The sequence below is a fragment of the Pseudomonas sp. 32A genome, assembly GCF_052682255.1.
This window is the reverse complement of sequence record NZ_JBQYLY010000001.1, coordinates 1,833,521-1,855,772: the sequence shown is the minus strand read 5'-3', so window position 1 is coordinate 1,855,772 and position 22,252 is coordinate 1,833,521. Positions and strand designations below refer to the sequence as shown.

Below are 22,252 nucleotides of genomic sequence, written 5' to 3'. Positions count from 1 at the left end.
GCTGCTACGTCTACGTCTACGTCTACGTCTACGTCTACGTTGCAGATCTTCAGATGCGCACGTTACCGCGCGGCCCGGCGATCGCCCAGATGATCAAACCCAACACCGGCAGCAGCAGGATCAGCAGGATCCACAGCACTTTGGCGCCGGTACTCGCGCCGCTTTTGAACACATTGATGATCGCCCAGATATCCAGCGCGAGGATGATCAACCCGATCAGACCATTAAAAGTGGAACCCATGGTGTCGCTCCTAAGTGAGGGCTTGCCTGCTTAGGATAGTCAGCCGTGGCCAGGGGTTCCGTTTTATTTCAGACGTGTACCGCAACCCGCAGGGCTTCCAGGGACGGTTCGCCCTTGATCCCGACTTCGGCACACAACTCCAGCACCCGTGGCACGTCATTGCCGTAGACCAGCACCGCCTGGATCTCGTCGTCCAGCAACTGGCTAAAGTTGACCAGCACGTAGCCGCCGTTTTCCGGATTAAGCGCGCTCATCTGGATCTGGATGCGGTTCAGCGCGGTCAGGGCTTCGGTTTTGGCCAGTTGCTTGGGCTTGAGGTTGAACGCCACGCCCGGGCCGAACGAGGCGACGATCTGGGCGAACAGATCCAGGTAGGTGTCGGCCTGGAACAGAACGGTCTCGGGCAGGCTGCCGACAACGATCCACTCGCCCAGGGGAATCGGGAAAGTGTCGTCGTAGTTGATGTCGGGATTGGCGGCCAGGAAAGCTTCAGGATCGGCGTAGGCCTGGGCCGCTTCGTCCGCCACCTTGGCGATCTCGGGTTCGCTCATGCAGCCGGAGCTGATTTTGCTGATGAGTTCGACGAGTGCGGTTTTCATGGGGTGGTCCTGTGGCGGGGCTGATTTTGAGGGCGCAAAGCCTACACCAGTTTTTGCAACTGCGCCGCCGTATCCACTGCGCCCATGGTCTGCGCGGCGGCCAGCGCGGTCACGCCCTGGGCGTCGGTGGCCTTGGGGTTGGCGCCCTGGCTGATCAGGTAATCCACCATCTCGGTACGGTTGAACATCGCCGCCATCATCAACGCGGTACGACCATCAGAAGAGGCACCTTCGACCAACGCACCGCCTTCGATCAACGCCTTGACCACCGGCAGGTTGCCCTTGAACGCCGCGCCGGCAATCGGCAGCTGGTTCTTGTCATTGGCAATCTGGGGGTCGGCCTTGAATTCCAGCAGCACTTTCACCGCGTCTACATGGCCGTGGTAGGCAGACAGCATCAACAGCGTATCGCCGTTGTGGTTACGCAGGTTTGGCGGCAAGCCCTTGGCCAGCAGCGCAGCCAGCATCGCGGCATCGCCCTTGCGCGCTACGTCGAACACTTGCTCGGCAAATTCGGCGGCTTCGTCTTCGGTCATTTGTTTGGCTTGGTCTGACATGTGGGGCTCCTTGTCTGGTGTTTCATAAGGCGCCCAGTCTCGCGATGGAGTTCCCCACTGTCATGCCTTTTTTCCCAAAAGCGGCGATAGGCAGAATCAATAACGGAACTTGCCCGCCCGGATTTCCGCCAGCAGTTGGCCCGTGACCGGCACGTAGCTGTCGGATCCCGGCAGCCAGGCGAAGATCGGGTCATCGCCGGCCTTTTCCGGGTCGAACGCCTCCTCCTTGAGTTTCACCTTCTGGTATTTGAAGGTGCCGGTGGTTTCCATCTTCACTTTGATCCGCAGGAACAACGGCACTGCATACGTGGGCAGTTGCCCATGGGCAAACGTCAGCAGCTCGCGCATGTCCAGGGAGGCCAGGGATTCGGCGGGTGTGATGGCGGCCATGCCGGCGCGGCCATTGGTGTTTTCAATCTCAACCCCGTAGGCCACCACCTCGGAGATCTGCGGGTGCTGCAGGAAGATGTTTTCGACTTCAGTGGTGGAGACGTTTTCACCTTTCCAGCGATAGGTGTCTCCCAGCCGGTCAACAAATTGGGCATGACCGAAGCCGATGTTGCGCAACAGGTCGCCGGTGTTGAAATAGCGGTCGCCCTTCTCGAACACATCGCTGAGCACCACCTTGCGATTTTTCTCGGGGTCGGTGTAGCCGTCGAACGGTGCCTTGTCATCAATCCGGGCCAATAGCAGGCCCTGACCGCCCTTCGGCACTTCGCGCATGAAACCGTCGGCGCCGCGAATCGGCTCACAGCTGTCATGGGCGTAGTCCACCAGTGCCCAGTGCATCAGGGAAAAGCCGATGGTGTTGTCGAAATTCAGCACGTTGGTGAAGCCGATATTGCCGTCACTGGCGGCGTACAGCTCGCAGATGTGATCGACGCCAAAGCGCTGCTTGAATTCAGCCCAGACGCCAGGGCGCAAGCCGTTGCCGATCATCTTCGTCACCCGGTGCTCCCGGTCCTGCTCGCTGACGGGCTGGTCGATCAGGTAGCGGCACAGTTCGCCGACGTAACCGAGGGTGGTCGCGTTGAACCGGCGCGCATCGTCCCAGAACTGGCTGGCGCTGAACTTGCGGCGAATCGCAAACCCCGACGCCCCGGCAATTGCCGAACCCCAGCACACGCACAACCCGGTGGCGTGATACAGCGGCAAGGTGCAATAGACGACATCTTCAGGGCCCATATCCAGGGCGATGGTGCCGAAACTGGCCGAGGTCCTCATCCAGCGGCCGTGCTTGAAAATACCGGCCTTGGGCAAGCCGGTGGTGCCGGAGGTGTAGATATAGAAGCAAGGGTCGTTGAAGTAGATTTGCTGGGTGCTGGTGGGGTTTTCCACCGGGCAATCGGCGCTGGCGGCCATCATGTCTATGTAATTCGGCGGCATATGGGTGTGCTGCTGATCGGCGATAAACCAGCTTCTATCGGCCGCAATTGTCACCTGGCTGCGCACGGCCTCGTAGGCCCCTGCCAACTCGGCCCCCACGACAATCGCCACCGGCGTCACCAGGTTCAGGCTGTGTACCAGCGCGGACTGGGTTTGGGAGGTATTGAGCATCGCGCAAATGCCGCCCACCTTGGCCACGGCCAGCACGCTGAGCAACAACTCGGGGCGGTTCTCGATAAACAAGGCCACCACGTCGCCCTTGCCGATGCCCTGCTGTTGCAGGTAATGGGCCATGCGGTTGGCTTGCTGGTTGGCCTGGCGGTAACTGAGCACACTGTCGCCATACAGCAGCGCGGCGCCATCGGGGTTGCGTTGAGTGGCTTGTTCGAACGTCCAGCCCAGGCCGCACGGTTGCGCAGGGTCTGTGACGTTGGCGGCGCGCATGCCGCGGACCAGGCGCGGCAGGGCACGCACAATGGTGGGCACCTTACGCAGCATCTTGCCCCAGGTGATCATGTCACTCGGCGGGTGGCTCATGGCGGGAACGTCCTTTTTCTTATTGTTCGTATGACCCTCAGGCACCCCTCGCACCGTAAGACCGGCGCCGAATGCCTTGCAGGAAAATACGCCAGCCATTCTTCGGCTGTACACGCAGGATTTGAAAAGTTTTGTATCCCAAAAGGAAAAGGAATTTACCGGCCGGTAATGCGGTCACTATGGAAGACCTGCCTCGCCCACTCGCGGCGAAACACTTGGCAAAACCCCGCAAAATGCAGGATGCACGATGGCCATTCATGCAAATTGCACGAAACTGAAAATCTAAAAAATTTATAAACTACTGATTTATAACGTTTTTTTAAGACGATCAATACTGGCACAATCACTGCACCTATCACTCCACGCTGCAAAACATGAGCAAACGGAGCTGATAGATATGAGCCTGATCCAAGATAAATTTTCTTCTGTGTTCTCCAATTTCGACGTCACCACCCAGGCCCGTCCTGATGGCGGCATCCTGCTGACCTTGCGTAACAGCGAAGGCAAGCAGATCAAACGTTCGATCTCTTATCAGCAACTGCACACGGCCGACCAACTCACGTGGGTCATCAGCGCCATTCGCCGCGACCTGGCTGAACAAGCCAGCGACCTGCCACAGATTTCGATGCTGCAGAGCCAGAACCGCTTTGCCCTGCCGACTTACCATTCGGCTTGATTGACATGCAGGACTTGAACAGGTCGTGGTGCCGTTGCGCACCACGGCCTTTTTTTATTTGCACAATCCCTGCTTCACCGCCTCATTGACCGCCTGGACGCGGTTAGTCACCTGCAACTTGCCGTAGATGTTGCGCAGGTGAAACTTCACCGTGGCCTGTGAGATTGAGCGAATCCTGCTGATTTCCCACACCGTCTTGCCCTCGACCGCCCAATGCAGGATTTCCCGTTCCTTTGGGGTCAGGGGCTTACCCGACAACATCGCACGCGTCTTGCGGCTGGCAACCGGCGCGTTATCAGTGTGCGTGGACGGTTGCTCCTGTGGCTCTGTACCGCTCATGCAGGCCTCTCTCTTCATATAGGTCGTGTAACGCCCGAAGTCGGATTCCTCCTATTGACAGGCGAGTAAATATTTCGACTAGGGAGAGTTACACAAAGAGAGGAAATATTAAGTAAGGCCAGGGATAAACAGCTGTTGCCCACAAACTTTAAAGTTTGTTCCTACAGTGATTTCCAAGCTGCAGGAATTGAACTTAAAAAAATGCCCCCTATTCAGGAGGCATTGGCGGGCGCACTTAGTCCTCAAGCCGGGGAAAGCCCTCGGCGATCGCGTCGCCGGTCAGGTTGACCGCCAGCCCTTCAGGATCACTGAACAGGCGTATCGCTACAAAGTGTGGGGTCTCGCCCATGTCAAACCAGTGTTTGATGCCGGCAGGCACCGAGATCAGGTCGTTTTTCTCGCAGAACACCGCGTACACATAGTCTTCGATGTGCAAGGTAAACAGCCCACGGCCCGCGACGAAGAAGCGTACGTGGTCTTGGGCCATGCGGTGCTCGTCCAGCCGCTCGGCGCGCAATTCGGCTTTTTGCGGGTGATCGTTGCTGACGCGGATCACATCTACGGTGGTGTAGCCGCGCTCGGTCATCAGCGTGTCGATGGGCGCTTGATAGGCCGCGATGATCTCAACCTCGCTGGCGTCCGCCTCAAGCCGGGTAGCGGCCTGCCAGCGGTCAAACCCCACGCCCAGCTCGGCCAGGGTCGAGGCAATATCGTCCTGGTGAGTCAGGACCTTGTTCGGGGTGTCGGGGGTGGAGACGTGGTAAACCGCGAGATAGCTCATCAAACTCTTCCTCTGTCACGGGAGCCGCTCATGGCCGCTCCTCTTGCAATCGAATGCCAATGATTAAGGCGGCGGCCAGGGCCGCGACGCTGGCAATGCTGAAGGTCAGGGTCGGCCCCAGCAGGTTCCAGCTGTAACCTGAATAGAGTGCGCCCAGCGCACCGCCGGTACCGGCCAGTGCCGCATACAGTGCCTGGCCCTGCCCTTGCTGGCGAGCACCAAAGCTGCGTTGCACGAACTGGATGGCCGCCGCGTGAAAACTGCCAAAGGTCGCCGCGTGCATCACCTGCGCCAACAACAGCACCCAGAAGAATTCGGCGAACGAGCCCAGCAGCAACCAGCGCAGCGCCGCCAGCAGGAAACTCGCCATCAGCACCCGGCGTACCGAAAAGCGCGTGAGAATCCGGCTCATGGCCAGGAACATCAAGACTTCCGCCACCACGCCCAGCGCCCACAACATGCCGATCACGCCACGGCTGTAACCGAGGTGTTCAAGGTGCAGGGTGAGGAAGGTGTAGTACGGGCCGTGGCTCATTTGCATCAGCGCCACGCAGGCATAAAACGCGAGGACGCCGGGGCTGCGCAGTTGCCGCAAAAAGCCGTCACCGGCCAGGCGGTTGCCCTGTGCCGGCGGCTGCGCATTCGGCACCCAGAGACTCGCGCCGATGATGCCGGCCATGATCACCACGATCACCACCGGGTAGATGTCCAGGCTCAGCCAGTCGAACAGGCGGCCCATGATCACCACGGTGAGGATAAAACCGATGGACCCCCACAACCGTACCTGGCTGTAGCGCGAGGTCTGGCCTTGCAGGTGCGCGAGGGTGATGACTTCAAACTGCGGCAGCACCGCATGCCAGAAGAACGCGTGCAAGGCCATGACCAGCGCCAGCCAGGCGTAGGTCTTGCTGACAAAGATCAGCGAGAAACTCACCAGGGTGCACACCGCGCCAAAGCGCACGATGGCCAGGCGCCGGCCGGTGTAATCCCCCAGCCAGCCCCACAGGTTGGGGGCCACGCAGCGCATCAACATGGGGATGGCCACCAGCTCGCCAATGCGCGCGCTGGAGAACCCCAGGTGATCGAAGTACAGCGCGAGGAACGGCGCCGTCGCCCCCAGCAGGGCGAAATAGAACAGGTAGAAGCTGGAGAGTCGCCAGTATGGAAGGCCTTGCGTCAGCATAAGTGACTTGTGGCGAGCGAGCTTTCTCGCGCTGGGGCGCGAAGCGCCCCCACTAGAAGCGCCGCAGTTCTCCAGGTACTACCGGGTTGCAGGCTTTGGGGCCGCTGCGCAGCCCAGCGCGAGCAAGCTCGCTCGCCACACACGGTCACAGCTGGCCCAATACCGGAGTACTGACTTTTACGTCGGCGTTTTGCCCACGATGACGCAGCAGGTGGTCCATCAACACAATCGCCATCATCGCTTCGGCAATCGGCGTGGCACGGATGCCGACGCACGGGTCGTGACGACCCTTGGTGATCACGTCCACCGGGTTGCCGTGCACATCAATCGAGCGGCCCGGCGTGGTGATGCTGGACGTCGGCTTGAGGGCCAGGTGCGCAACAATCGGCTGGCCGGAGGAGATGCCGCCGAGAATGCCGCCGGCGTTGTTGCTGAGGAAACCTTCCGGGGTCATCTCGTCACGGTGCTCGGTGCCACGCTGGGCCACACAGTCGAAACCGGCGCCGATTTCCACGCCCTTGACCGCGTTGATGCTCATCAGCGCATGGGCCAGCTCGGCGTCGAGGCGGTCGAAAATCGGCTCGCCCAGGCCCGGCATCACGCCTTCGGCGACCACGGTGATCTTGGCGCCGACGGAATCCTGGTCACGGCGCAACTGGTCCATATAGGCTTCCAGCTCCGGCACTTTGTCCGGGTCTGGGCAGAAGAAAGCGTTGTCTTCGACGCTGTCCCAAGTCTTGAACGGGATTTGGATCGGGCCCAGCTGGCTCATGTAGCCGCGGATCACGATGCCCTGGGTCGCCAGGAATTTCTTCGCGATCGCCCCGGCCGCCACGCGCATCGCGGTTTCCCGCGCCGAACTGCGGCCACCGCCACGGTAGTCACGCTCGCCGTATTTGTGGTGGTAGGTGTAGTCGGCGTGGGCCGGGCGGAACAGGTCTTTGATCGCCGAGTAGTCCTTGGACTTCTGGTCGGTGTTGCGGATCAGCAGGCCGATGGCACAGCCGGTGGTGCGGCCTTCGAACACGCCGGAGAGGATTTCGACTTCGTCGGCTTCCTGGCGCTGGGTGGTATGGCGGCTGGTACCGGGCTTGCGGCGGTCGAGGTCACGCTGCAGGTCTTCCAGGGACAACTCGAGGCCCGGCGGGCAGCCGTCGACAATGGCGACCAACGCCGGGCCATGGCTTTCGCCCGCGGTGGTAACAGTGAACAGCTTGCCGTAGGTATTGCCGGACATGCAGGGCGCTCCGTGAAATCAGTTGAATCAAGTCAACCGTAATAACTTAAGGCGGCCAGTATACGCAGGCTAACCGACTAGTTCATCCTCGAAACCTTACCGGTAGACATTGGTCCAACCGGCACCTTCCTCATGATGGCGCGATGATGCTGCGAGTTCTGCTTTTGACCCTCACCCTGTTTTCCAGCCTTGGCTTCGCCGCCTCCCCTGTCGTGCTGCAACGGCCTATCAGCCTGGACACCGGCAGTGGCGAGCTCTTTGGCTCGTTGTTGTTACCCAAATCCGACAAGCCAGTGCCGGTGGTGCTGATCATCGCCGGCTCCGGGCCCACCGACCGCAACGGCAACAGCGCCGACGGCGCACGCAACGACAGCCTCAAGCGCCTGGCCTGGGTGCTGGCCAGGCACAACATCGCCAGCGTGCGCTACGACAAGCGCGGTGTAGCCGCCAGCCTTGCCGCCACCCCCGATGAACGCAACCTGACTCTTGACGCCTACGTGTCCGACGCCGTGGCCTGGGGCAAGTTGCTCAAGGCCGACCCGCGCATGGGTCCGTTGATTGTGCTGGGCCACAGTGAAGGCGCGCTGGTAGCCGCCCTCGCCGCCCCGCAGTTGAATCCGGCCGGGGTGATTTCCCTGTCGGGCAGTGCACGCCCGGTGGACCAGGTTATCCGCCAGCAACTGGCCGACCACATGCCTCCCGCGCTATTACTGCGCAGCAACCAGATTCTCGATCACCTCAAGGCCGGCCAGGTGGATGCCGATGTGCCTGCACCGCTTGAGGGCATCTTCCGACCCAGCGTGCAGCCTTATCTGATCAGCCTGTTCCGCGCCGATCCTTCGGCAGCATTTGCCAAACTGAAGATGCCGGCCCTGATCGTCCAGGGCACCAATGACCTGCAGGTCGGCGTGGCCGATGCGCAACAATTGCAGAAGGCCAAGCCCGACGCCGAGCTGACGGTGATCGAGGGCATGAACCACGTGATGCGGATCGTGCCCAATGACGTTAAGCAGCAATTGGAGTCCTACAACGACCCACAGTTGCCGCTGGCTGCAGAACTGGGCACACGCCTGGTTCGCTTTATCGACGGACTTCGCGCCAGTTAAGCGAGTATTCCCCCTCCAGTCCTGAGTAAAACGGCCGATAAGCCCTGGGTCGACAGCAAAAAGCCTGTCGGCCCGCAGAGCTTGGACAGGATCGCGCCGAATGACGAACACCGAAGCAACACCCGAACCTACCGCCGACGCCGCAGCTGACACCGAGGCCGCCGCATCGGCCGCGTTACCGTGGGCGGAGGTACAGGCCGAACATTTCAAGATGCTGCGCCTGGCCCCTTTGGCCACCGACCGCGCCACCGGCGTGCGGCCCCTGCGCTTTGTGCAGTTCGGCTGGGCCGAACGCAACAACAAGGATCACAGCCTGCTGCGCATGGTCATCCAATTGCCTGGCCAGCGGGTGCGTCGGGAACAGAATCACCTGGATATCTGGGTTGATCACGCTACCCATCGGGTGCATTTCGGTCCGGGCAACAGCCTGGAGATCGAACCGGCGAACCGCGGCATCGGCCGCTTCCTGGTGGCCCAGGGCGCCGCCTGGGCGAAAAAGAAGTGGTCCCACTACCGCGTTGATGGCGTCGACCTGGCTAACAAGGACGCACTGAACGAAGCCACGCGCCTGCGTCGGGATCACTTCCTGCGAATCCAGGGCTTTGATGTGGCGTATGCCGATGTCCAGCATTTGAAGGGCAACGTGCAACCGGGCAAGGTCAGCAATGTGCTGGACAGCTGGAACACGGAGAAGCTGCAGTTCGTGGAGATTCTGGAAGCGGCGCAGATGCTGCAACAGGCCGAGCAGAACCTGGCGGAACAGGAAGTGAAGCTGCGCAAGGAAGAGGAAAAGGTCACCAAGTTCAAGCGCGAAGACAGCGGGTTGCGCTTTACGATTACGTGTCTGGTGGCGTTTACCGTGTTTCAGGCGGGGTTGTTGATCTGGATTGCGACGCATCGGTAATCCGGTTTATCAATTGAAACCGGATCAAAATGTGGGAGCGGGCTTGCTCGCTCCCACACTGACCGCGTTACCCACTTGGAAGGGTTTAGACCCTCGCGGCAAACACCGCCTGATGCGCCCGGCACTGCTCAGCCGTCAACATGAACACGCCATGCCCACCGCGCTGGAACTCCAGCCAGGCAAAGTCCACTTCCGGGTACAGCGCCTCGACGTGAACCTGGCTATTGCCCACCTCGACAATCAGCAAGCCTTTCTCGGTCAAGTGATCTGCCGCCTCGGCCAGCATCCGCCGAACCAGGTTCAAACCGTCATCCCCGCAAGCCAGGCCCAATTCCGGCTCATGCTGGTATTCATCCGGCATGTCGGCAAAGTCTTCGGCATCGACATACGGCGGGTTGGACACGATCAGGTCAAAACGCTGCCCCGGCAAACCATCAAAGCCATCGCCCTGAACGGTGTAGACGCGCTCGTCGACGCCATGGCGCTCGATGTTCTGGTTGGCCACTTCCAAGGCTTCAAAGGACAGGTCACCCAGCACTACTTCGGCGTCCTGAAACTCGTAGGCGCAGGCAATACCGATGCAACCGGAACCGGTACACAGGTCCAGAATGCGTGCTGGCGGCGCGCCAAGCCACGGTTCGAAGCGGTTTTCGATCAGTTCGCCAATCGGTGAACGTGGAATCAGCACACGCTCATCAACGATAAACGACATGCCGCAGAACCAGGCTTCCTTCAACAGGTACGCAGTAGGCACGCGCTCGTGGATACGGCGGTGCAGCAGGCGTTGCACGTGGGAGATTTCCTCTTCTTCCAGGTTGCAATCGAGGTAGCTGTCGGCAATTTCCCACGGCAGATGCAGGGCGCCGAGCACCAGTTGCCGGGCTTCGTCCCAGGCGTTGTCGGTGCCATGGCCAAAAAACAGGTCTTCTCCATGGAAACGGCTGACGGCCCATCGGATGTGGTCGCGCAAGGTGCGCAGGCGAGAAGTGATCACGGGGGCAAGCTCCTGGAAAAAACGACCGGCGATTCTAACAGCCTTAAGCTGTACCGACGATGTACGAAAAAACCCTTTGCCGCACGTCGGATTTCATCTTAAACGCGGTTTTTGCCTAAACGTAGTGACCTATTGACATTGCTGCACGCCAACAACGGCGTACCTTACGATGGTAGCGATTCACAGAAGCGCTCAGCCGGAGGACAATGTCACAAAAGCCCCACTCACAGGAGCCCCAGAATGTCCGTTCCAAAGACGATGTTTCAACTCAGCGGTCGTGGTTACGCAGCGGCGAACCTGAACCATGCGACCCTCGTGATCATCGACGCCCAGAAGGAATACCTCAGCGGTCCCCTCGCCCTCTCGGGCATGGACGCGGCGGTGGAAAATATCAAGCAACTGGCCGCTGCCGCGCGCAACGCCGGACGCCCCATCGTGCATGTGCGCCACCTGGGCACAGTCGGCGGGCTGTTTGATCCCCAGGGCGAGCGCGGTGAATTCATTCCAGGCCTCGAGCCCCAGGCCGACGAGACCATCATCGGCAAGCTGCTGCCCAGCGCGTTCCACGGCACCGGCCTGGAGAAGCACCTGCAAGACCTCGGTTCCCTGGACCTGATCGTCTGCGGCTTCATGAGCCACTCCAGCGTCAGCACCACCGTGCGCGCGGCCAAGAACCTGGGCTTTCGCTGCACCCTGGTAGAAGACGCCTGCGCCACCCGCGACCTGCCGTACAAGGGCGGTATCCTCAGCGCCGACCATGTGCAGCAGACCGAAATGGCCATCATGGCCGACAACTTCGCCACCCTCGCCTTGACCATAGATCTGATCTGATCGACCTCAGATGAGCGGGTAGCCGCCCGCTCATCCGCAAATACCTGTCATTTGCTGCAATTGCCTCTGTACCCGGAACAACCTGTGTATCTTCCGGTCGAAGGGCCGATACCCTGGAGGAAAGGTCGGAATGAAGATATCCGATGGTTTTGATGCACGTCGCTTGCGCCCCAAGGGCCCGAGCAACTGGCGTCTGCGCATCGGCGCCGGCTTTGCCGCGCTGTTGGCGATAGGTGGCGTACTACTGGCAATTGCCGGCGGCGCTGGTTTGGTTGGACATTCACCGGCCTTGGGCGAACTGAACGCCAGCCCTGGCGGTTCTGCAATACTGTTGGTCATCGGCCTGTTGGTGCTGTGGTTCGGCGTCTGGCTGTGGCGCCGTTGCCGTCGGCGCATGCGCCAGCCCCTGTCACTGAACATCGCCTCACACCTGATGAAAAAGCACGACTGATGGCATGCCGATAGCGTTTGTTGCGCATCAAGCCGCCGCGATTAGGTAAACTGCCCGCCCTTCGCGGAGGCTGACATGCAAGACGACGATTTTTCCCTATTCAAGAACGAGCTGCGCGGCGTCAAGCCGATCAAGCATGATCGCGCCGACACCGGCAAACCCAAGACCGACCGCGCCCAGATCGCCAAGCTGCGCCAGGCGGCGACCGTGCGCACGGACGCCACCACGGTGGACGGTCTGTCGGATCAGTTCGTTATCGACGTAGGCCCCGAAGACGAGCTGATGTGGGCCCGCGACGGCGTGCAGGAAAGCCAGATGCGCAAGCTCAAGGTCGGCCAGATCCCGTTCGAAGGCAGCCTCGACCTGCACGGCATGACTGTCGAAAAAGCCCGCGAGACCCTCTGGGCGTTCCTCGCCGAAGCCACCCAATTCGAAATCCGCTGCGTGCGCGTCACCCACGGCAAGGCCGTGCGCCTGGACGGCAAGCGGCCGATGATCAAAAGCCACGTCAACACCTGGTTGCGCCAGCACTCCCAGGTGCTGGGTTTTACCTCATGTCAGCCACGTCACGGCGGCGCTGGCGCGGTGTATGTGATGCTCAAGCGCACCATGATGGAAGGCCGCGACGAGTAACAAGTGCCATCGTCAGGCTTGCAGCGATGTGTTGGCCGCCGTACCCTTGCCCTTTGCGAAAATCCCACTAGGTAGTTTCATGTCCCTGGAACAGAATTACACCGCGATTCTCGGCCAACTCGGCGAGGACGTTTCCCGCGAGGGCCTGCTCGACACGCCAAAACGTGCCGCCAAGGCCATGCAGTATCTCTGCCGCGGTTATGAACAGACCCTCGAAGAAGTCACCAACGGTGCCTTGTTCAGCTCTGACAACAGCGAAATGGTGCTGGTCAAGGACATCGAGTTGTACTCGCTGTGCGAACACCACCTGCTGCCGTTTATCGGCAAGGCTCACGTCGCGTATATCCCGAGCGGCAAAGTGCTGGGCCTGTCGAAGGTCGCGCGTATCGTCGATATGTATGCCCGCCGCCTGCAGATCCAGGAAAACCTCAGCCGCCAGATCGCCGATGCGGTCCAGCAGGTCACCGGCGCCCTCGGCGTTGCAGTGGTGATCGAGGCCAAGCACATGTGCATGATGATGCGCGGTGTGGAGAAGCAGAATTCGTCGATGATCACGTCGGTGATGCTGGGTGAGTTCCGCGAAAACGCGGCGACCCGCAGCGAGTTTCTCAGCCTGATCAAGTAATACGCAGCACCTGGAAAAACCGGCGTTTATCGCCGGTTTTTTTTCGCCTGTGAAAAATCAGGTAAGCTGCGGCCCCTTAAGTCTAGGGCAAGAGGTTTCAGCCATGTTCGTCAAAGCACTTCGAGTGGGCCTCGGCCACGTCATCATCGCCGGCGACTTCCTGACCCGTCCGCGCAAAAAGCAGCGCCCTGCCGAACAACAGGCGCAGGTGAACGCAGCGGCCAAGGACCTGACCCTGTATCAATTTCACGCCTGCCCGTTCTGCGTGAAGACCCGCCGCACCCTGCACCGCCTGAACGTGCCGGTGGCCTTGAAGGACGCGAAGAACAACGAACAGGATCGCCAGACCCTGCTGGAACAAGGCGGCAAGATCAAGGTGCCATGCCTGCGCATTGAAGAGAACGGCCAGACCACCTGGATGTACGACTCCAAGGTGATCATCGATTACCTGGACAAGCGATTTGCGGCGGTCTGACAACCGTCCACATCCCCTGTAGGAGCGAGCTTGCTCGCGAAGGTCGCAAACGATAACGCGGGAAGCCTGGCACCCAGCGGGGTTCTCAGGTTTTTCGCGAGCAAGCTCGCTCCTACAGGGGGCGTAAATCAAGATCCAGTAATGCTGAGCCCAGGCACTTGCCATGGGCATCCAGCGCCAGCGACCGCGTCACTCCACCTCGTAAGATGCCCGGCAACACGAAGTTCAGTGCCTGCACATTGGGCAACTCATAACGCCGCACCGGTGCAGCGCCCGCTTCCAGCAACGGCGCAAAAAATGCCGCCACCACCTCAGCCGTCAATTGCTCGCAGAGCAGCGGATAGTCCTCGGCCCGATACGCAATGATCGAGATGTTCGAGGTGTCGCCCTTATCGCCGGTACGGGAGTGGGCCAGGGTGTGCAGTTTCATGACTCGATCCTCGGGTTGACCGCGTTACGGGGCAACAGCAACGACGCCACCGCCACCACCTGGCGTAGGCTCTTGCTGGCACCACCGCCGCCGGACGGGCCATTGGTGTAGAGGGTTTCCACTTCATTGCCGACGCGCACCGCTTCGCTGCGTTCTTCGCAGCGGGCGGCAATGCGCAGGCGCACTTCCCACGGTTCAACCGTGCTGCGCGGGCCGTGCAACGAGTCGATGCCGATCAGTTCGGCACGCACGTCCTGCATGCGCACGCCGGTCAATTCCAAGCGTTTCAGGACTACATCGCGAGCCAGTTGCGCACGAGCGACCGCGCCCGGGCCGCCGTAGGAAATCTGCCCCTCACCTATCCAGCCGTCCAGATAACCGACGCTGACTTTCAACGCTTCGGGACGTGGCCGTCCGCTCGCGCCGTGGGCACGCACTCGGTCCACGGCTTCTTCGGTAAACGCTACTTGGGAAAAATCCGCGCACACGTCCGGTGTGAGGTAGGCCGCCGGGTCGTGCACTTCGTAGATCAATTGTTCGGTGCACGTGGCACGGCTGACCCGCCCGCCGGAGCCGGCGACCTTGGTGATCAAGGCCTCGCCGTCTGCGTCAATCTCGGCCAGTGGAAAGCCCAGGCGTGCCAGATCGTCCACGTCCTTGAAACCCGGATCGGCAAAATAGCCACCGCTGACCTGCCCCGCACACTCCAGCAAATGCCCCACCAACGTGCCGCGTCCAAGCCGTTGCCAATCATCCGCAGCCCAGCCAAATTCGAACATCTGCGGCGCCAGGAACAACGAAGGGTCTGCCACCCGGCCGGTGATCACCACGTCGGCATCGGCGCGCAACGCGTCGATAATGCCCTCGGCACCCAGGTAGGCGTTCGCGGAAATCAGCCGGTCGCCCAATGAGCCAAGGGTCTGGCCGTTGTCGAGCAATTGCTCCGGCTGGCCCCGCAACGTATCAAGCACGTCATCGCCAATCACCGCCAGCACCTTGAGGTTCAGCCCCAGTTCAGTGGCAATCCGGCGCACTTCCACCGCCGCCGCCACCGGGTTGGCCGCGCCCATATTGGTGATCACCCGCAAGCGCCGGCGCCCGTCGGGCCGGCCGACAAAGGGCAGCACGCGGCGCATGCGCTCACTCAACAGCGGGTCGTAACCGCCTTGTGGATCGCTGATCCGCGCCTGTTGCGCCAGGGCGATGGTGCGTTCAGCCAGGCATTCGAACACCAGGTAATCCAGGTCACCCTGTTCAGCCAGTTCCACCGCAGGTTCGATACGGTCGCCGGAGTAGCCGGCGCCGGAACCGATGCGCAAGGTTTTCATGTCAAATCACTCCCAGGAGCAAAGCCGTCAGGGTCATCAACACCGACGCGGCAAACAGAAAGGGGATGGTGAAGCGCTGGTGATCGGCCAGTTCGATCTTGCACAGGCCCACCAACAGGAAGGTCGCGGGCGTCAGCGGGCTGACCGGGAAGCCGGTGGTGTGCACGCCCAGCAATGAGGCCTGGGCCACTTGCAGCGGGTCGACGCCCAGGGCTTTGCCAACTTCGGCGATCACCGGCATCACGCCGAAATAGTAGGAGTCAGGGTCAAACAGCATGCTCAACGGCATCGATAGGAAACCCACCACCGCCGGGATCAACTTGCCATGGCCCGCCGGAATCTGCGCCACCGCCACTTCGGCGATGGCCTTGAGCATGCCAGTGCCTTGCATGATGCCGGTGAACACACCGGCGGCGAGCAGGATGCTGGCCATGGTCAGGGCGGTTTTTGCGTGGGCATCGATCCGCGCGCGCTGGGCGTCGACGTTCGGGTAGTTGATGCACAGCGCCACCACGGTGCCGAGCATGAACATCACCACCGGGTCGACCCAACCGGCGATCATCACCACCATCACCAGTACCGTCAGGATCAGGTTGACCCAGAACAAGCGCGGGCGACGCAGGGCGATGTCATCCTCGCTGAGCACCCGTTGCGGCACAGCGTCCACGCTGGAACCGGCGCCCAGCCCCAGGCGTTTTTCTTCACGGCGGCCCAGCCACCAGGCACAGGCGAATACAAAGACCAGGCCGACGATCTGCACCGGGATCAGCGGCTGGAACAAGTCCGCCACCGGCACATGCAGCGCCGCCGAGGAACGCAGTACCGGACCGGTCCACGGCAGGAAGTTGACCCCGGCCGCCATCGCCGCCACACACGCGAGGATGCGTTTATCAATCCCCAGCCGCGTGTACAGCGGCAGCATCGCCGGCACCGTCACCAGAAAGGTCACCGCGCCGGAGCCGTCCAGGTGCACCAGCAGGGCCAGCGTCGCGGTACCGACGACAATCCTTGTAGGACGCGTCCCTACCGTGCGCAAGATGCGATCAATGATTGGATCCAGCATGCCGGCATCGGTCATGATCCCAAAAAACAGGATCGCGAACACAAACATGCCCACCACGGGGGCGACGTTCTTGATGCCGGTGATGATGAAGGCGCTGGTTTGCAGGCCGAAACCGCCGAGCAGCGCGGCGATGATCGGCAAGGCGATCAGGGCCACCAGTGGCGACAGGCGTTTGCTCATGACGGCAGTGAGCAGGCACAGGATGGTGATGACACCCAGGGTAGCGAGCATGGGGTAGCTCCAGAACGGCGTTTTCGGCCGGTTATTGTTTTCCCTGGAGTATTGGAATCGCGTTAGGCTTTGTAAATTGGAATATTCGGCACTGCACATTCGAAAAAACAAAACGCTCGAGCAAAATAAAAATGAAAAATTCGATCCAGCATATCCAGGCGTTTCTCGCCGTTGCCCGTACGGGCAGCTTTACCAAGGCGGCCAATGAGCTGCACTTGTCGCCCTCGGCGCTGACCGTGCAGGTGCAGCAACTGGAAGAGTGGCTAGGGGTTGCCCTGCTCGACCGCAGCCCGCGCCACGTCAGCATCACCGCCGCCGGCCTGGATGCACGCGGGCCGATGGAGAAGCTGTTGCTGGACCTGGACAACATCGTCACCGGCTCCCGTGACCTCGCAGCCTTGCGCCGAGGCGTGGTGACCATCGCCGCCCTGCCCTCCGTGTGCGCCGGCGCATTGCCGCCTGCCCTGCGATTGTTTCGCGAACGTTTTGCCGGGATCGAGGTGCGCTTGCATGACCTGGTTGCTCACCGCATTCATGCGCAAGTGCGTTCGGGCGAGGTGGATTTCGGTATTGGTGTGCGGGCGAGGCTGAGCCATGGGTTGGCGTTTGTGCCGGTGCTGAATGACCGGTTGTGTGCGTTTGTGCCGCTGGATCATCCGCTGACGCGCTATGCCCAGCTAAGCCTGGAGCAACTGGCCGAGCAGCCGATCATCCTTACCGGCCGCGACAGCAGCGTGCGGGAACAGGTGGACGCGTTGTTCGACGAGACGCGCCTGACGATGGTCGCGGGGATGGAGGCCAACTACATGTCGACCGTGCTGGCGTTGGTGAGGCAAGGCTTGGGGATCAGTGTGTTGCCGGAATCGGCGGCGGACAGCCTGGAAGGGTTGAAGCGGATTACGATTGATCATGCGGGGGTAAACCGGGAGATCGGGTTGATCAGTCGCAGTGGACAGCCGTTGAGCCCGGCGGCAGAACGGTGCTTCGAACTCTGTAGGAGCGAGCTTGCTCGCGAAGAACGTTAACGATAACGCGGGGCACCTGATACCCCGCGGTGTTCTTGCGTTTTTCGCGAGCAAGCTCGCTCCTACAGTGGAAGACCGGTGATCAGCCCAGCATCGGCACATGCTTTGGATGGCTGGCCACGCGCTTCAACCAGGCTTGCACACCTGGATAGGCGCCAAGGTCAAAACCACCCTCATCCGCCACATGGGTGTAGGCATACAGCGCCACATCGGCAATCGAGAACTGGTCGCCCACCAGATACGGCGTCAACTGCAACTGACGCTCCATCACCTTCAGGGCTTTATAACCGCCCTTGTGCAGCTTCTTGTATTCCTCCAGCCGATCTTCCGGCAGCCCCAGGTAAAACTGGATAAACCGCGCCACCGCAATGTAAGGCTCATGGCTGTACTGCTCGAAAAACTGCCACTGCAGCACTTGGGTGCGCAGGCGCGGTTCGCTGGGCAGGAACTCACTGCCGTCGGCGAGGAAGTTGAGGATCGCGTTGGATTCCCACAGGCAGGTGCCGTCTTCGAGTTCCAGCACCGGGATCTTGCCGTTGGGGTTCTTGGCCAGGAACTCGGCGGTCTGGGTGTCGCCCTTCAGGATGTCGACATCGATCCACTCGTAGTCGATGCCCAACAGGCTGAGCATGAGTTTGACCTTGTAGCAGTTGCCCGATTTGTAATCGCCGTAAACCTTGTACATGGAGGCTCCCCTATGCCGCTTGCGCGTGCTGTGCTTGACGGACCACCGCAGCGAGACGCTTGAGACCTTCGTCCAAACGCGCCGGGTCGATATGGCTGAAATTGAGCCGCAGGTGACCGTGATGGTTATCCGGCTCGGAAAAGAACGGCTCACCGGGCATGAACGCGATGTCCTGGTCGAGCGCAGGTGCCAACAAGGTGCGGGTATCGAGCGGCTGTTTCAAGGTCAGCCAGAAGAATAATCCGCCCTGGGGTATTTGCCAGTCGGCCAGGCCGCTGAAATACCGCTGCAGTGCAGCCTGGAATGCATCGCGGCGGCCTAGATAGAAACCGCGCAGCTCCACCAGGTGGTGCTGGTATTGCTCGGTGCCGATCCACTGCATCGCCTGCCACTGGCCAACGCGGTTGGTGTGCAGGTCCGCCGACTGCTTGAGCTTGAGCAGGTGCGGGAACAGATCGGGACTGGCGATCAAGTAGCCGACCCGCAGGCCGGGCAACAGGGTCTTGGATACGGTGCCGGTGTAGATCCAGCTGGCCTTTTTCAGCCGGCTGACGATGGGTTGCGCGCTGCCGCCGTCGAAGCTCAGTTCGCGGTAGGGCTCGTCTTCGATCAGGGTCACGCCGAACTCGTCCAGCAGCGCGGCGACGGCCTCGCGCTTGGCCTCGCTGTAGCGCACCGCCGACGGGTTCTGGAACGTCGGGATCAAGTAGACGAAGGACGGACGCTGCTGCTCAAGGCTGCTGCGCAGCGCCTTCAGGTCCGGACCGTCCGCTTCAAGCTGCACGGTCAGGCACTCGGCGCCAAACAGCTGGAATATCTGCAACGCCGCGAGATAGGTCGGGCCTTCCAGCAGGATTTTGGTGCCCTTGTCGATGTACAGCTTGGCCGCCAGATCCAGGGTTTGCTGTGAACCACTGACCACCATGACCTGGCTGGCCTGGCACGGAATACCCAGCCCCCGCGCCTCGGCCGCCAGCAACTCACGCAACTGCGGCTCGCCTTCGCTCATGCCGTACTGGCCGATGTTCAGCGGCATGTCGGTCCAATCCAGCTTGGGCAGCATCACTTCGGCCGGCAGGCCACCGGCGAAGGACATCACCTGCGGTTTTTGCGCCGCCGCGAGGATTTCACGGATCAAGGAGCTTTTAAGGCGCGAAACACGTTCTGAAAAGGCCATAAGGGTCACCGGTAGCGAAGCCTGAGGGAAATACGTCAAACTGGTTGACCGAAATTACGACGACTTGGGCAGATACGTCAATATGCTTGACCTTAAAAACCAGACCAGCCAACAAACCGCCATGGAAGCCTTCTTCTTCGGCTATCAGGCGTTCACCGCCAAGGCCGATGAAATGCTCGAGCGTCGCGGCCTGAGCCGAGTGCATCAGCGCATCGTGTTTTTTATCGCGCGCTACCCGGCCTTGAGCGTCAAGGAATTGCTGGAATTGCTCGGCGTGAGCAAACAGGCGTTGAACATGCCGCTGCGCCAATTGCAGGAAATGCACTTGGTAAACAGCGTGGCGTCCGAGACCGACAAGCGTAAGCGCCTGCTGGAGTTGACCGACGAAGGTCAGCGTTTCGAACAATCCCTGCGGCGCGAGCAAGTGAAGCTGCTGCAACGGGCGTTTGCCGAGGCTGGCGAGACGGCAGTCGAGGGCTGGCTGGCAGTGAACAAGGCACTCGGTGGCCAATCCTGAATTGCCTTTCATCCTTTTCGCACACAAAACAGAAAACATTATTTGCTTTATTTGTATACAAAAGCATAATTCGTTTCGTGCGAGTTCCTGACCTACTGGTCAACAAAACCCGCTGGTACCTCAAAGCGCTGCTGCCCACTCATGTGTCCGGCGCTGGAAATAACAATAAAACTCTTGAGGAGTACTTGCTGTGGAAAGCCGCAAATCCGAAGCCCCGCTGGACCTATCGCCACCCCAGCTCTCGCCCGCGAAGCATGGCTGGCTGGAACGCCTGTTCAAACTCCGCTTGCATGGCACCACAGTGAAGACCGAGCTGATCGCTGGCCTCACGACTTTTATCACCATGGCCTACATCATCTTCGTCAACCCCAACATCATGGCCGACGCCGGCATCGATCACGGCGCGGCGTTTGTCGCCACCTGCATCGCCGCCGCGCTGGGTTGCCTGTTGATGGGCCTGTACGCCAACTGGCCAGTAGGCCTGGCGCCGGGCATGGGCCTGAACGCGTTTTTCACCTACACCGTGGTCGGGACCATGGGCTACAACTGGGAGACGGCACTGGGTGCGGTGTTTATCTCCGGTGTGTTGTTCATGATCCTGACGCTCTCACGCATTCGCGAGTGGCTGCTCAACAGCATTCCGGTGAGCCTGCGCCATGCAATGGGCGCCGGCGTCGGATTGTTTCTCGGGGTGATCGGCCTGAAAACCGCCGGCATCATCGTGCAAAGCCCGGCCACCCTGATCAAGCTCGGTTCCCTGCATGAACCCGCCCCATTGCTGGCGGCCATCTGCTTCCTGTTGATTGCGATCCTCAGCTACCACCGGGTATTCGGCGCGATCCTGATCAGCATCATCGCCGTGACCCTCGCCGGTTGGGGCCTGGGCCTGGTGGAGTACCACGGCATCCTGGCCACCCCGCCAAGCCTGGCGCCGACCTGGATGGCCATGGACGTGATGGGCGTGTTCAACGTCAGCATGATCAGCGTGGTGTTCGCCTTCCTGTTTGTGCACATGTTCGACACCGCCGGCACCTTGATGGGCGTGGCCCAGCGTGCAGGCCTGGTGAATGCCGACGGCAAGATCGAAAACCTTTCCCGCGCCCTGAAAGCCGACAGTGCTTCCAGCGTGTTCGGCGCCATGGTCGGCGTGCCGCCAGTGACCAGTTACGTGGAAAGCGCCGCCGGGGTTGCCGCTGGTGGCCGCACCGGGCTGACGGCGGTTACGGTTGGCGTGTTGTTTATCGCCGCGATGTTTTTTGCTCCGCTGGCTGGCATGATTCCGGCCTATGCCACCGCAGGCGCGTTGATTTATGTGGCGATGCTGATGATGAGCGGCATGGCCCATATCAATTGGGACGACGCCACCGACAGCATTCCGGCGATCGTCACAGCGATCATGATGCCGCTGACCTTTTCCGTCGCCGACGGCATCGCCCTGGGTTTTATCACCTACGTGGCGCTGAAGGCCGGCACCGGTAAGCACAAGGAAATTTCCATCAGCCTGTGGGTGCTTTGCGCGATCTTCATCGCCAAGTTCGCGTTCCTGTAGGCCGACCCGCTTGACCCTGCCTCACCCCGTCGGGTGGGGCTTTTGTACGAATGGAGGAATGCAATGAGTCTGGAAACCTGGCTGCTGTTCAGCGGCGCTGCGCTGGTGGTGATCCTGATCCCCGGCCCCCTGTCCTTGCTGATGATCAGCAACAGCCTGAACTACGGCCTGCGCCGTTCGTACCCGGCCTTTCTCGGCGGGGTGATTGCTTCGATCTGCCTGCTGAGCGCCTCGGCGCTGGGTTTGGGTGCGTTGTTGTTGGCCTCGGAACAGCTGTTCAGCGCCCTGAAGATCGTCGGCGCGCTGTACCTGTTCTACCTCGCCTGGCAGAGCTGGCAGCAATCGCGGCAACCGGCCCACGCCGCCGACGTACCGCAAGTGGCCGCCACCCCGCGTTTTCGTGCGCTGTTTGGCCGGGCCTTTGTGCTGGGCGCCAGCAACCCGAAAGACATCCTGTTTTTCGCCGCCTTCCTGCCGCAATTCCTCAGTGCCCAGCAGGCCTTTTTGCCGCAGTTGCTGATCATGATCGCCACCTGGACCGTGCTCGACCTGCTGTGCAAACTGGCCTACGGCCTCGGCGCCCATGGTGCCGCGCGCTACCTGCGCAGCGGCAAGGGCCAGAGCTGGTTCAACCGGATCAGCGCCGGGTTGTTCAGTGGCGCGGGGGCGGCCTCTTTATTGAGTCGCTGACC

Annotated in this window: 26 protein-coding genes; 12 read left to right on the top strand and 14 right to left on the bottom strand. The window is 60.9% G+C overall.

The features are described 5' to 3' along the window. Positions 1 to 49: 49 nt before the first annotated feature. The 4 genes from ACUN0G_RS08535 to ACUN0G_RS08520 form a co-directional block, all read right to left on the bottom strand. Entirely contained in the window at positions 50 to 241 is a 192-nt protein-coding gene (locus ACUN0G_RS08535; RefSeq protein WP_003172956.1) for a PLDc N-terminal domain-containing protein, read from the bottom strand. Positions 242 to 309: 68 nt separating this feature from the next. After that, positions 310 to 840: a hypothetical protein gene (locus ACUN0G_RS08530; RefSeq protein WP_330565305.1), complete on the bottom strand. Its 531-nt coding sequence runs from the start codon at positions 838 to 840 to the stop codon at positions 310 to 312. Positions 841 to 881: 41 nt separating this feature from the next. Further along, positions 882 to 1,397, bottom strand: a complete 516-nt coding sequence (locus ACUN0G_RS08525) for an ankyrin repeat domain-containing protein (protein WP_010176046.1) — start codon at positions 1,395 to 1,397, stop codon at positions 882 to 884. A 96-nt stretch (positions 1,398 to 1,493) separates the two neighbouring features. Continuing rightward, positions 1,494 to 3,320: a long-chain-acyl-CoA synthetase gene (locus ACUN0G_RS08520; RefSeq protein WP_445573114.1), complete on the bottom strand. Its 1,827-nt coding sequence runs from the start codon at positions 3,318 to 3,320 to the stop codon at positions 1,494 to 1,496. A gap of 397 nt (positions 3,321 to 3,717) precedes the next feature. On the opposite strand from ACUN0G_RS08520, the gene ACUN0G_RS08515 reads away from it, so the two are divergent. After that, a complete protein-coding gene (locus ACUN0G_RS08515) occupies positions 3,718 to 3,996 on the top strand; it encodes a DUF3509 domain-containing protein (protein ID WP_003216777.1) in 279 nt (92 codons plus the stop codon). Between the two features lie 54 nt (positions 3,997 to 4,050). Here ACUN0G_RS08515 and ACUN0G_RS08510 read toward each other — a convergent pair whose 3' ends face one another. The 4 genes from ACUN0G_RS08510 to aroC form a co-directional block, all read right to left on the bottom strand. Beyond that, positions 4,051 to 4,335 carry a response regulator transcription factor gene (locus ACUN0G_RS08510; RefSeq protein WP_258344566.1) on the bottom strand — a complete coding sequence of 95 codons (285 nt, stop codon included), beginning with the start codon at positions 4,333 to 4,335 and terminating at the stop codon, positions 4,051 to 4,053. A 235-nt stretch (positions 4,336 to 4,570) separates the two neighbouring features. Next, complete coding sequence (locus tag ACUN0G_RS08505; protein ID WP_258344565.1) at positions 4,571 to 5,116, bottom strand: 1,2-dihydroxy-3-keto-5-methylthiopentene dioxygenase; 546 nt, start codon at positions 5,114 to 5,116, stop codon at positions 4,571 to 4,573. Positions 5,117 to 5,144: 28 nt separating this feature from the next. Continuing rightward, positions 5,145 to 6,296, bottom strand: coding sequence for an MFS transporter (locus ACUN0G_RS08500; RefSeq protein ID WP_404607752.1), 1,152 nt, complete (start codon positions 6,294 to 6,296; stop codon positions 5,145 to 5,147). A gap of 148 nt (positions 6,297 to 6,444) precedes the next feature. Next, the gene (gene aroC, locus ACUN0G_RS08495; RefSeq protein ID WP_076017399.1) at positions 6,445 to 7,536 is read right to left on the bottom strand and encodes a chorismate synthase; all 1,092 of its coding nucleotides are present in this window, start codon (positions 7,534 to 7,536) and stop codon (positions 6,445 to 6,447) included. Positions 7,537 to 7,679: 143 nt separating this feature from the next. On the opposite strand from aroC, the gene ACUN0G_RS08490 reads away from it, so the two are divergent. Both ACUN0G_RS08490 and ACUN0G_RS08485 read left to right on the top strand, forming a co-directional pair. Further along, positions 7,680 to 8,642: an alpha/beta hydrolase gene (locus ACUN0G_RS08490; protein WP_445573113.1), complete on the top strand. Its 963-nt coding sequence runs from the start codon at positions 7,680 to 7,682 to the stop codon at positions 8,640 to 8,642. A 100-nt stretch (positions 8,643 to 8,742) separates the two neighbouring features. Then, positions 8,743 to 9,546: a hypothetical protein gene (locus ACUN0G_RS08485; RefSeq protein WP_258344563.1), complete on the top strand. Its 804-nt coding sequence runs from the start codon at positions 8,743 to 8,745 to the stop codon at positions 9,544 to 9,546. 85 nt (positions 9,547 to 9,631) lie between these two features. Here ACUN0G_RS08485 and prmB read toward each other — a convergent pair whose 3' ends face one another. Continuing rightward, the gene (prmB, locus tag ACUN0G_RS08480) at positions 9,632 to 10,540 is read right to left on the bottom strand and encodes a 50S ribosomal protein L3 N(5)-glutamine methyltransferase (RefSeq protein ID WP_258344562.1); all 909 of its coding nucleotides are present in this window, start codon (positions 10,538 to 10,540) and stop codon (positions 9,632 to 9,634) included. Between the two features lie 240 nt (positions 10,541 to 10,780). On the opposite strand from prmB, the gene ACUN0G_RS08475 reads away from it, so the two are divergent. From ACUN0G_RS08475 to ACUN0G_RS08455, 5 genes are all read left to right on the top strand, one after another. After that, positions 10,781 to 11,371, top strand: a complete 591-nt coding sequence (locus ACUN0G_RS08475) for a cysteine hydrolase family protein (RefSeq protein ID WP_445573112.1) — start codon at positions 10,781 to 10,783, stop codon at positions 11,369 to 11,371. 130 nt (positions 11,372 to 11,501) lie between these two features. After that, entirely contained in the window at positions 11,502 to 11,822 is a 321-nt protein-coding gene (locus ACUN0G_RS08470) for a hypothetical protein (protein WP_003213133.1), read from the top strand. Between the two features lie 75 nt (positions 11,823 to 11,897). Then, positions 11,898 to 12,455 carry a Smr/MutS family protein gene (locus ACUN0G_RS08465; RefSeq protein WP_226477215.1) on the top strand — a complete coding sequence of 186 codons (558 nt, stop codon included), beginning with the start codon at positions 11,898 to 11,900 and terminating at the stop codon, positions 12,453 to 12,455. A 79-nt stretch (positions 12,456 to 12,534) separates the two neighbouring features. Beyond that, entirely contained in the window at positions 12,535 to 13,080 is a 546-nt protein-coding gene (folE, locus tag ACUN0G_RS08460) for a GTP cyclohydrolase I FolE (RefSeq protein ID WP_003204506.1), read from the top strand. A gap of 103 nt (positions 13,081 to 13,183) precedes the next feature. Further along, on the top strand, positions 13,184 to 13,555 hold the full coding sequence (locus ACUN0G_RS08455; RefSeq protein ID WP_063031984.1) for a glutathione S-transferase N-terminal domain-containing protein: 372 nt from the start codon (positions 13,184 to 13,186) through the stop codon (positions 13,553 to 13,555). Between the two features lie 112 nt (positions 13,556 to 13,667). Here the strand turns inward: ACUN0G_RS08455 and ACUN0G_RS08450 are convergent, their stop codons facing one another. Genes ACUN0G_RS08450 through ACUN0G_RS08440 form a run of 3 tightly spaced genes read right to left on the bottom strand, consistent with a single transcriptional unit; the run spans position 13,668 to position 16,607 of the window. Further along, entirely contained in the window at positions 13,668 to 13,985 is a 318-nt protein-coding gene (locus ACUN0G_RS08450; RefSeq protein ID WP_445573111.1) for an AtuA-related protein, read from the bottom strand. Continuing rightward, a complete protein-coding gene (locus ACUN0G_RS08445; protein WP_445573110.1) occupies positions 13,982 to 15,313 on the bottom strand; it encodes an acyclic terpene utilization AtuA family protein in 1,332 nt (443 codons plus the stop codon). The genes ACUN0G_RS08450 and ACUN0G_RS08445 overlap by 4 nt, the downstream gene beginning before the upstream one ends. Position 15,314: 1 nt before the next feature. Then, complete coding sequence (locus ACUN0G_RS08440) at positions 15,315 to 16,607, bottom strand: CitMHS family transporter (RefSeq protein WP_445573109.1); 1,293 nt, start codon at positions 16,605 to 16,607, stop codon at positions 15,315 to 15,317. A gap of 131 nt (positions 16,608 to 16,738) precedes the next feature. On the opposite strand from ACUN0G_RS08440, the gene ACUN0G_RS08435 reads away from it, so the two are divergent. Further along, positions 16,739 to 17,632 (top strand): LysR family transcriptional regulator, encoded by an 894-nt coding sequence (locus ACUN0G_RS08435; RefSeq protein ID WP_445573108.1) that lies wholly within the window; start codon positions 16,739 to 16,741, stop codon positions 17,630 to 17,632. A gap of 82 nt (positions 17,633 to 17,714) precedes the next feature. On the opposite strand, the gene ACUN0G_RS08430 is transcribed toward ACUN0G_RS08435, so the two are convergent. Beyond that, a complete protein-coding gene (locus tag ACUN0G_RS08430) occupies positions 17,715 to 18,317 on the bottom strand; it encodes a glutathione S-transferase family protein (RefSeq protein ID WP_445573107.1) in 603 nt (200 codons plus the stop codon). A 10-nt stretch (positions 18,318 to 18,327) separates the two neighbouring features. After that, positions 18,328 to 19,494 carry an aminotransferase-like domain-containing protein gene (locus tag ACUN0G_RS08425; protein ID WP_445573106.1) on the bottom strand — a complete coding sequence of 389 codons (1,167 nt, stop codon included), beginning with the start codon at positions 19,492 to 19,494 and terminating at the stop codon, positions 18,328 to 18,330. An 82-nt stretch (positions 19,495 to 19,576) separates the two neighbouring features. Between ACUN0G_RS08425 and ACUN0G_RS08420 the strand changes: the two genes are divergently transcribed. From ACUN0G_RS08420 to ACUN0G_RS08410, 3 genes are all read left to right on the top strand, one after another. Then, on the top strand, positions 19,577 to 20,011 hold the full coding sequence (locus tag ACUN0G_RS08420; protein ID WP_258344556.1) for a MarR family winged helix-turn-helix transcriptional regulator: 435 nt from the start codon (positions 19,577 to 19,579) through the stop codon (positions 20,009 to 20,011). A 217-nt stretch (positions 20,012 to 20,228) separates the two neighbouring features. Beyond that, complete coding sequence (locus tag ACUN0G_RS08415; protein ID WP_421525938.1) at positions 20,229 to 21,560, top strand: NCS2 family permease; 1,332 nt, start codon at positions 20,229 to 20,231, stop codon at positions 21,558 to 21,560. 63 nt (positions 21,561 to 21,623) lie between these two features. Continuing rightward, the gene (locus ACUN0G_RS08410; RefSeq protein ID WP_445573105.1) at positions 21,624 to 22,250 is read left to right on the top strand and encodes a LysE family translocator; all 627 of its coding nucleotides are present in this window, start codon (positions 21,624 to 21,626) and stop codon (positions 22,248 to 22,250) included. Positions 22,251 to 22,252: the final 2 nt, after the last annotated feature.